This window comes from Streptomyces sp. NPDC004561 (assembly GCF_053602155.1).
This window is the reverse complement of the sequence record NZ_JBSGDB010000469.1, coordinates 1-6,710: the sequence shown is the minus strand read 5'-3', so window position 1 is coordinate 6,710 and position 6,710 is coordinate 1. Positions and strand designations below refer to the sequence as shown.

Annotated in this window: 4 protein-coding genes and 1 pseudogene; 2 read left to right on the top strand and 3 right to left on the bottom strand. The window is 69.1% G+C overall.

Features of this window, described 5'->3' with window-relative positions; translation table 11 throughout:
- Positions 1–89 precede the first annotated feature (89 nt).
- The 3 genes and pseudogenes from ACWEN3_RS38015 to ACWEN3_RS38005 all read right to left on the bottom strand — a co-directional run bounded on the left by ACWEN3_RS38015 (position 90) and on the right by ACWEN3_RS38005 (position 2,314).
- A pseudogene (locus ACWEN3_RS38015) lies at positions 90–1,186 on the bottom strand (IS630 family transposase).
- A 42-nt stretch (positions 1,187–1,228) separates the two neighbouring features.
- Positions 1,229–1,510: a hypothetical protein gene (locus ACWEN3_RS38010; protein WP_452980772.1), complete on the bottom strand. Its 282-nt coding sequence runs from the start codon at positions 1,508–1,510 to the stop codon at positions 1,229–1,231.
- 387 nt (positions 1,511–1,897) lie between these two features.
- Positions 1,898–2,314 carry a hypothetical protein gene (locus tag ACWEN3_RS38005; protein WP_452980770.1) on the bottom strand — a complete coding sequence of 139 codons (417 nt, stop codon included), beginning with the start codon at positions 2,312–2,314 and terminating at the stop codon, positions 1,898–1,900.
- Positions 2,315–2,434: 120 nt separating this feature from the next.
- Between ACWEN3_RS38005 and ACWEN3_RS38000 the strand changes: the two genes are divergently transcribed.
- Together ACWEN3_RS38000 and ACWEN3_RS37995 are read left to right on the top strand one after the other, a co-directional pair.
- Positions 2,435–5,356 (top strand): NACHT domain-containing protein, encoded by a 2,922-nt coding sequence (locus ACWEN3_RS38000; protein ID WP_452980769.1) that lies wholly within the window; start codon positions 2,435–2,437, stop codon positions 5,354–5,356.
- A gap of 401 nt (positions 5,357–5,757) precedes the next feature.
- Positions 5,758–6,087, top strand: coding sequence for a hypothetical protein (locus ACWEN3_RS37995; protein ID WP_452980766.1), 330 nt, complete (start codon positions 5,758–5,760; stop codon positions 6,085–6,087).
- Positions 6,088–6,710: the final 623 nt, after the last annotated feature.

Genomic DNA, 6,710 nt, shown 5'->3' with positions numbered 1-6,710 from the left:
AGCCTCAGGCGATCAACCCGCCTGGTTGTCGACCGGAACCCAAACGCCGGGACGAGACAGATCTACCAACGGATTACTGGCGCAGAACACTAGTGTCCTGTGCCAGAGGTCCGTCGGCAGAGGCGGGCGAGGGAGTCGAGGATCTCTTCGGCGGTCTTGGTCCAGATGAAGGGCTTGGGGTCTTCGTTCCAGTCTTTGACCCATGTCCGGATGTCGGCTTCCAGTGCCTGGATGTTCTTGTGTGCGCCTCGGCGGATCATCTGGTGGGCAAGGTAGCCGAACCACCGTTCGACCTGGTTGATCCACGAGGAGCCGGTCGGGATGAAGTGGAGCTCGAACCGGGGGTGTTTGGCCAGCCATGCCTTGATCGCGGGTGTCTTGTGGGTGCCATAGTTGTCGACGATCAGGTGGATCTGAAGGTGAGGGGGCACCTCCTTGTCGATCCTGATCAGGAACTTCTTGAACTCCACGGCCCGGTGCCGGCGGTGCAGGGCGGTGATGACTTCGCCGGTGGCGACATCGAATGCGGCGAACAGGGTGGTCAGGCCGTTGCGGACGTAGTCGTGGGTGCGCCGTTCGGGCATGCCCGGCATTATCGGAAGCACTGGCTGGGACCGGTCCAGGGCCTGGATCTGCGACTTCTCGTCCACCGAGAGCACTACCGCCCCCTCGGGCGGGTTGAAGTACAGGCCGACGACGTCATAGACCTTCTCCACGAACAACGGGTCCGTCGAGAGCTTGAAGGTGTCCGCCAGATGCGGCTTGAGCTGGAACTGCCGCCAGATCCGGCCGACCGTGGACTTCGACAGGCCACTGTGCTCGGCCATGGACGTCCGCGACCAGTGGGTGGCGTTCTTCGGCAGCTGTTCCAGCGTGGTGACCACCACCGCTTCCACCTGATCGACGCTGATGGTGGGAGGCCGGCCCGGCCGGGGCTCATCAGCCAGCCCGTCCAGGCGCTCGGCGAGGAAACGGCGCCGCCACTTGCGGACCGTGTCCGCGGTCACCCGAAGATCCCGAGCGACCACGACGATCGGCGGCACTTCCGGCCCCGCACACGCCAGCACAATCCGCGCCCGCAGGGCCAGAGCCTGGGCCGATGTCGCCCGACGCGTCCATCTCTCCAACACGCCCGCTCATCGTCAGACAGCAACAACGGTTCCAGCTTCGGGCCCCGACGGGGAATTGACGCACCAGCAGCAGAAGTCACGCAACAACTAACGATCAACTACTGACGCAGGACACTAGCCGTCAGCAGTATGCGGTGTGCCGCTGCTTGCGCGGCGCATCCATCCGCCTGCTCGCTCGCGGGGATCCCATCGATCAGCGGCTTGTAGGCATCCAGCACGGTCGGCAGCGGCGGCAGCTTCTTCCTCGGCTCCGGCCAGACGGAGTCCACGGCCTTGCGGACCGTCCGCCACGACGGGTTGTAATTGCGCTCGATCTCTCGCAGCGTCCTGCCGCTGCGGTGGTCGCACCGGATCGTGGCGCGCAGCTCGATCTTCGACATCTGCGGCAGGACCAGGGCCTTTCACCGTGAGCACCTCGACGCCGCCCAGGCAAGTACTTCCGTGCCGTCAAAACTCCCTATGTTGTTCTGCGGGACGCGGTGAGCCCTTCGTACGGTTGACCCGCCCAGGGGCGTCGGGTGTGGCTATCAAAACTCTGCCGCGTGTGGCTATTCACGATTGGCCGCCCGATGCCCCACGACGACTCGGCTGCCAATCAGGAATTGCGAATGATCGCTCTGTAGGGAATCGACAGCGAGGTCGTCCGTGGAAGTCACACCCTCAGCACACCGCACGGAGGCAGCACATGGCCGTGATCTGGGCCGGCAGTCGGAGCGGGCGCTGAGGGTCGGGGCTCGTCTCGTCGGCGAGGACAGCGGCGGGGCGCGTCAGCCGAAGTGGAGGTCGCCCTCGATGGTGCCGGCCTGGATCACGGGACCGCGGATGTCACCTCCACTGACGGTGTTGTGCACGGTGGTGCCCTGCTCCGAGCAGTGTCCTGCCGCCGTCAACAGGGCACGCAGCTCGGCCTCCGCCGCGGGGTCCTCGCGGAGCAGGAGCAGCAGCCGCGCTCGCCATCGGGACTCGATCCCGGCGAGGGCCGCCCGGTCATCGCTGTTCGCGGCAACAACAACCGCGGCGCGGTCCTCTTCCAGCTCCACGTCCGCCGTCTGCGTCTGACTGGGCCGGTCGCGCCCGAACAGCGCCCGCACCCGATCCCTGGCCGTGGCCCACGCGTCGCCCGCCATCAGCTGCACCAGGGTCGTCGCCCCGGACACGGCCAGCGCAGTCAGTTCGGCCTCCACTTCGCCACCCTCCGCTTTCCGCTGCTCAGTCCCGAACTTCGGGCTTCACCAGCCTACTTGGAACACTTCGGGAACGCGGACTATCGTGCACGACCAGGAGACGGCGGAGGTGCGCGAGACGTGGGGCGAGCCGGGGGGAGCAGGTCCCACGACGTACACAACACCTTCCACGGTGACGCCCACACGGTCATCCAGACCGGTTCCATCGGCCGCGTCCACCTCTACGGGATCCCCTTCCAGCTGACACCCTTGTCCGGCTGGTCGATCGTCCGGCGCTGTGCGGTCGTGGCGGTCCTCGTGGCTCTCGGCGGCTTCCTGCTGAGTACGGGGCTCACCGCCACGGCCGGACGTCAAGCGCCCTGGATGGTTGTTGCCGGGCTCGCGCTGCTGATGACTGCACATTCCGTCGGGTGGGTGACCTGGCAGTGCCGTCAGCTGTCCCGCGGCCGCCACGAGAACGCGCTGCGCGCCACGGTGAACGGCGTGCTCGCCGGACTGGCCCGGGAGCAGGCCAGGCAGTGGCGCGACGAGGCGATTGCGCGCCGAGTCCAGGGACAGCGCCTGCTGCCCGTGCTGTGCCGGATCGCCGGGCGCGACCTGTTCGACCACTGGTCCAACATCCGCGCCGGCGAACGCAGCGACCAACCCCTGCCCCTCGACGGCGACGTCGCGGAGATCGACCGGCTCTACGGCCTGGTGCCCTCCGGACGGCTGGTGATCACGGGCGAACCGGGCGCGGGCAAGAGCGTGGCGGCGCTCCGGTTGGGGCTGCGGTTGCTGGAGCGACGAGGGCCGGACGACCGGGTCCCCGTGATCCTCCCTCTCGCCTCCTGGAATCCGGACGAGTCGGGCCTGTGGGGCTGGGCCGCGCAGCGGCTCGCCACCGAACACCCCGAACTGGCGGCACCGACCGGATTCGGCACCGTACTGGGCGAGGAGGTGGCCGCTCCCGAGCGGCTCCTGCTGATCCTCGACGGCCTCGACGAAATGCCGCCCGAACGGCGTGCCTTGGCCCTACGGACGCTCAACGACAGTGTGGACGAGCACACCCATCTGATCCTCACCAGCCGCACCGCGCAGTACCGGGACGCGGTGCGCCGGACCGACGTGCTCAGCGGCGCGGCGGCCGTGACGCTCCAGCCGCTGACCGTGCGGGAGTTGAGCGAGCACCTGAGGACCAGCACCCGCCGGACCCGGGCGGAGGGCACTCCGCTGTGGGAGCCCGTCCTCGCCCGCATGCAGGACGGCGACGATCCGCACGCCGGGCGACTGCGCGCCGCGCTTTCGTCGCCGCTGATGCTCGGGCTGGCCTTGGCCGTCTACGGTGAGACGTCCGCCGACCCGGCTGAACTTCTGGACACTGCCGCGTTCCCGACCAGAGCGCGGATCGAGAAGCACCTCATCGCTCGGCTCGTACCGGCGGTCTACACGGCCCCGCCGGACGTGGGAAAACCGCCGCGATGGCGCGCGCAGGACGCCGAACGCCATCTCAGCCGGCTGGCCCGCGACGCCGCCCGGCACGGTGCGCCCGGCGGCGAACTCGCCTGGTGGCGCTGGTACCCCGCGCAGGCGAAGGCCGCCACGGCGGTGGCCATCACCCTGGTCTACGCCGCTGCCGTGGCCCTCACCGCCGCCCTGCCGCCGCACGGCACGATCCGCTGGTGGGGCATGGCGCTGCCGCCCTGGGGCGCGCTGGCACTGATCGGCATGCTTCCCCTGCTCGTCGCCGTCGTCGACGTCTACGCCACCGTGCCGGTGCCCGTGCGTCTGCAACTGCGCCGGCGCGCGCCCACGATTCTCTGGCGCGCCACAGCAAGCGCCGCCGGTATCGGACTCGCCTGGGGGACGAACATCCCCACCAAGGACCATCCCTACCCGTCCGGGTTCCCGATTCCCGCGGCCGTCGCGTTGGGCGTGCTCTTCGTCGTCCGCGCCGCACCGAGCATGGCGACCGACGTGGCGTCGGTCACCCCTCGCTCGCTGCTGCGGGCCGACCGGGTGTCAGCCCTGACCCTGGCGGTCAACCACTCGGTCACCGGGCCGCGCCGGTGGTGCCTGGAAGCGGTGGTGCTGCTGCCCATCCTGTTCGTCAACACCTGGAGCGACCACGCGGGGGCGGGGGTGACGGGCCCGGCGGCGTGGGCCACCGTGGTCTTGGGCACCCTCGTCATCACCGTCCTGCACGGGATCACCAACACGGCCTGGGGGCGCCACGCCGCGGCGCGCGTCGTCCTGGCGGCCGCCGGCCGGCTGCCCTGGCGGACGATGGCCTTCCTGGAGGACGCCCACGCGCGCGGTGTACTACGCCAGACCGGCGGGGTGTTCCAGTTCCGCCACGCACGGTTGCAGGAGCACCTGCTCAGCGAAGCGCCGCCAACGCAAGACGGTAGGGTCCGTCTCTGCCTTTGGCCGCGGGCCACCTGGCTGCTGGGCCGATGGCCCGCCCTCCTCCTTACGGGAATCGTGCTGTTCTTCGGCAGCGCCGACATTACGCAGTCCATCAGCCGGATCAGCCGGCAGGCCGGTCCCTACGCCGTTCCTCCGCCGGCCTGCTCTCTCCTCGACAGACACACGGTCACCTCGGCCCTCCATGGGGATCCGGTGCGCGACCGTGAAGCGCAGGGGATGGGCGGGCTGTACGAGCCCTGGCCCAGGCGTGATGACGTGTGGTGCAGCTGGCACACCGAAGCCAACACCTCGACACTGGCACTGGCCACCGACACGGAGACGCCGACCCCTGACAAGAGTGGCGCCGAGATCGCGCGGCGCGTGTTCGCCGGGATGACGCGCCCGGACGTCCCGGCCCAGGCCGATCCCGCGGCCGCTCCCTGCGACTGGGACCACGAGTCCATCTGGTCGGCGAGCGACGACCGAGAGCCCGGCGTCTTCGTACACGCCTTTCTGCTCTGCCGAAACGTCGTGTTCCAGGCCGACTACCACTGCGACATCTCAGCGGGTGCCCCCTCCGACGGCACCGCCGTGCTGCAACGACTGCTCCACCTCGCTGTACGCAAAGCACTTCGCCCGGAAGATGGGTTATGACGTCATTTCTCGTGAACATCCACGGCGCCGCCGACCGCCCATCGCCCTCCAAACCGATGGACAAACGCTGCTGCTTGGAGTGAACGAAGAGCGATAACACTGGCTCGCCGGCCGGAGCCGCTTCCCGCCTCGCGGGGCACCTGAGGAAAGAGTTCGGCCTCTGCTCCCGCGTCGCGGGACGTAAGCCTGATCGGCCTTTCATCGCAGTTCGGGGCCGTGTGGCGTGGTCTCCATGATGGATATCGCACTGATCACCGCCGGGCAGATATACCGCTACTACCTGCGCCACGTCGCCGGCGCCGTAGTCCGCGAGAAGCTGCGCACCACCGTCACCACCGTCACCACCGTCACCACCGCGCGGAGCCGGGCGTACCGACGTCGTCGCGCACCAGCAGGCGGCGATGCTCGAGCGGCTGCTCGCGCTCCCGGCCGCCGACCCCGATCACGACGACCAGGAGCCGGGAGTCGGCCGCCGAGAGGCGATCGACCTGACGGCGCTGTGGGCCTTGAAGCAGTCCCGCACCGACGTGGAAGCCCTCGACCTCACGGCCGAGCGGCTGCACCGCCTCCGGGACGCGTTCACCAAGGCGGCCGACGACTCCCGCGCCCGCACAGCCCGCTACACCGAACAGGTCGATGCCGACGGAGTGCACCCGGTGCGCGAGGACGACCAGCGGGGGCACCGCCCGCAGGAGCCCGGACCGCACCGCGGCCGGGAGGCCGGTCGCTGAGTGTGCCCGATGCCGCGGTCTCGACCCCGGGCAGCACGATGCCCCGTGCCTGTACCCGATGGGGGAAAGCCACGGGACATCGCGATGGGCAGTGTCAGCGGTTAAGAGCGCGGGCCGGCCCCCACGCGGCTCCGGCGGCCGGCGGTGAAGAGGGGGGAGCGCGGCCGCGAGGTTGCCGGCCACGAGCTTCACCCAGGGACAGCGCTCTTCCCGCGTGCATGCGGGAGGGAGTCCTGCCCATCGCCAACGGAGGAAATCTGTTGTGGCGGTGATAGACATTGGATGGCTGCCGAGTTACCGTTTCTGTCGTACCCAGGAAGTCGAAGTGGGCACGGCAGAGACGAACTGCCGTGCGATGTCAGGCAGGACGCGACCCGAGAGGTCGCGAGCAGTACCCGCGATAACCAGCAGTACAACCGAGTAACCGAAGGTAAGGAGCAGAACGCCATCAGGATCGCCCGGGCGAGGAAGCACTCCGCCCGGGTAACCGCAAGACCCCGGATTGGAAGGTGGTCCCCGGTCACGCATCCGCGATCCCCGCAACCCCGCCCTCCCAGGCGGAACCTGCGGACACAGAAGTCCGGCGCCGAGAAGGTAGCCGCCAAGCACGCGGCCAAGTGACC

What these genes read in the sequence shown, in the direction of transcription:
- ACWEN3_RS38010 (WP_452980772.1), bottom strand. Translation starts at nt 1,510, where the DNA reads ATGTCGAAGATCGAGCTGCGCGCCACGATCCGGTGCGACCACCGCAGC.
- ACWEN3_RS37995 (WP_452980766.1), top strand. Translation starts at nt 5,758, where the DNA reads ATGCTCGAGCGGCTGCTCGCGCTCCCGGCCGCCGACCCCGATCACGAC.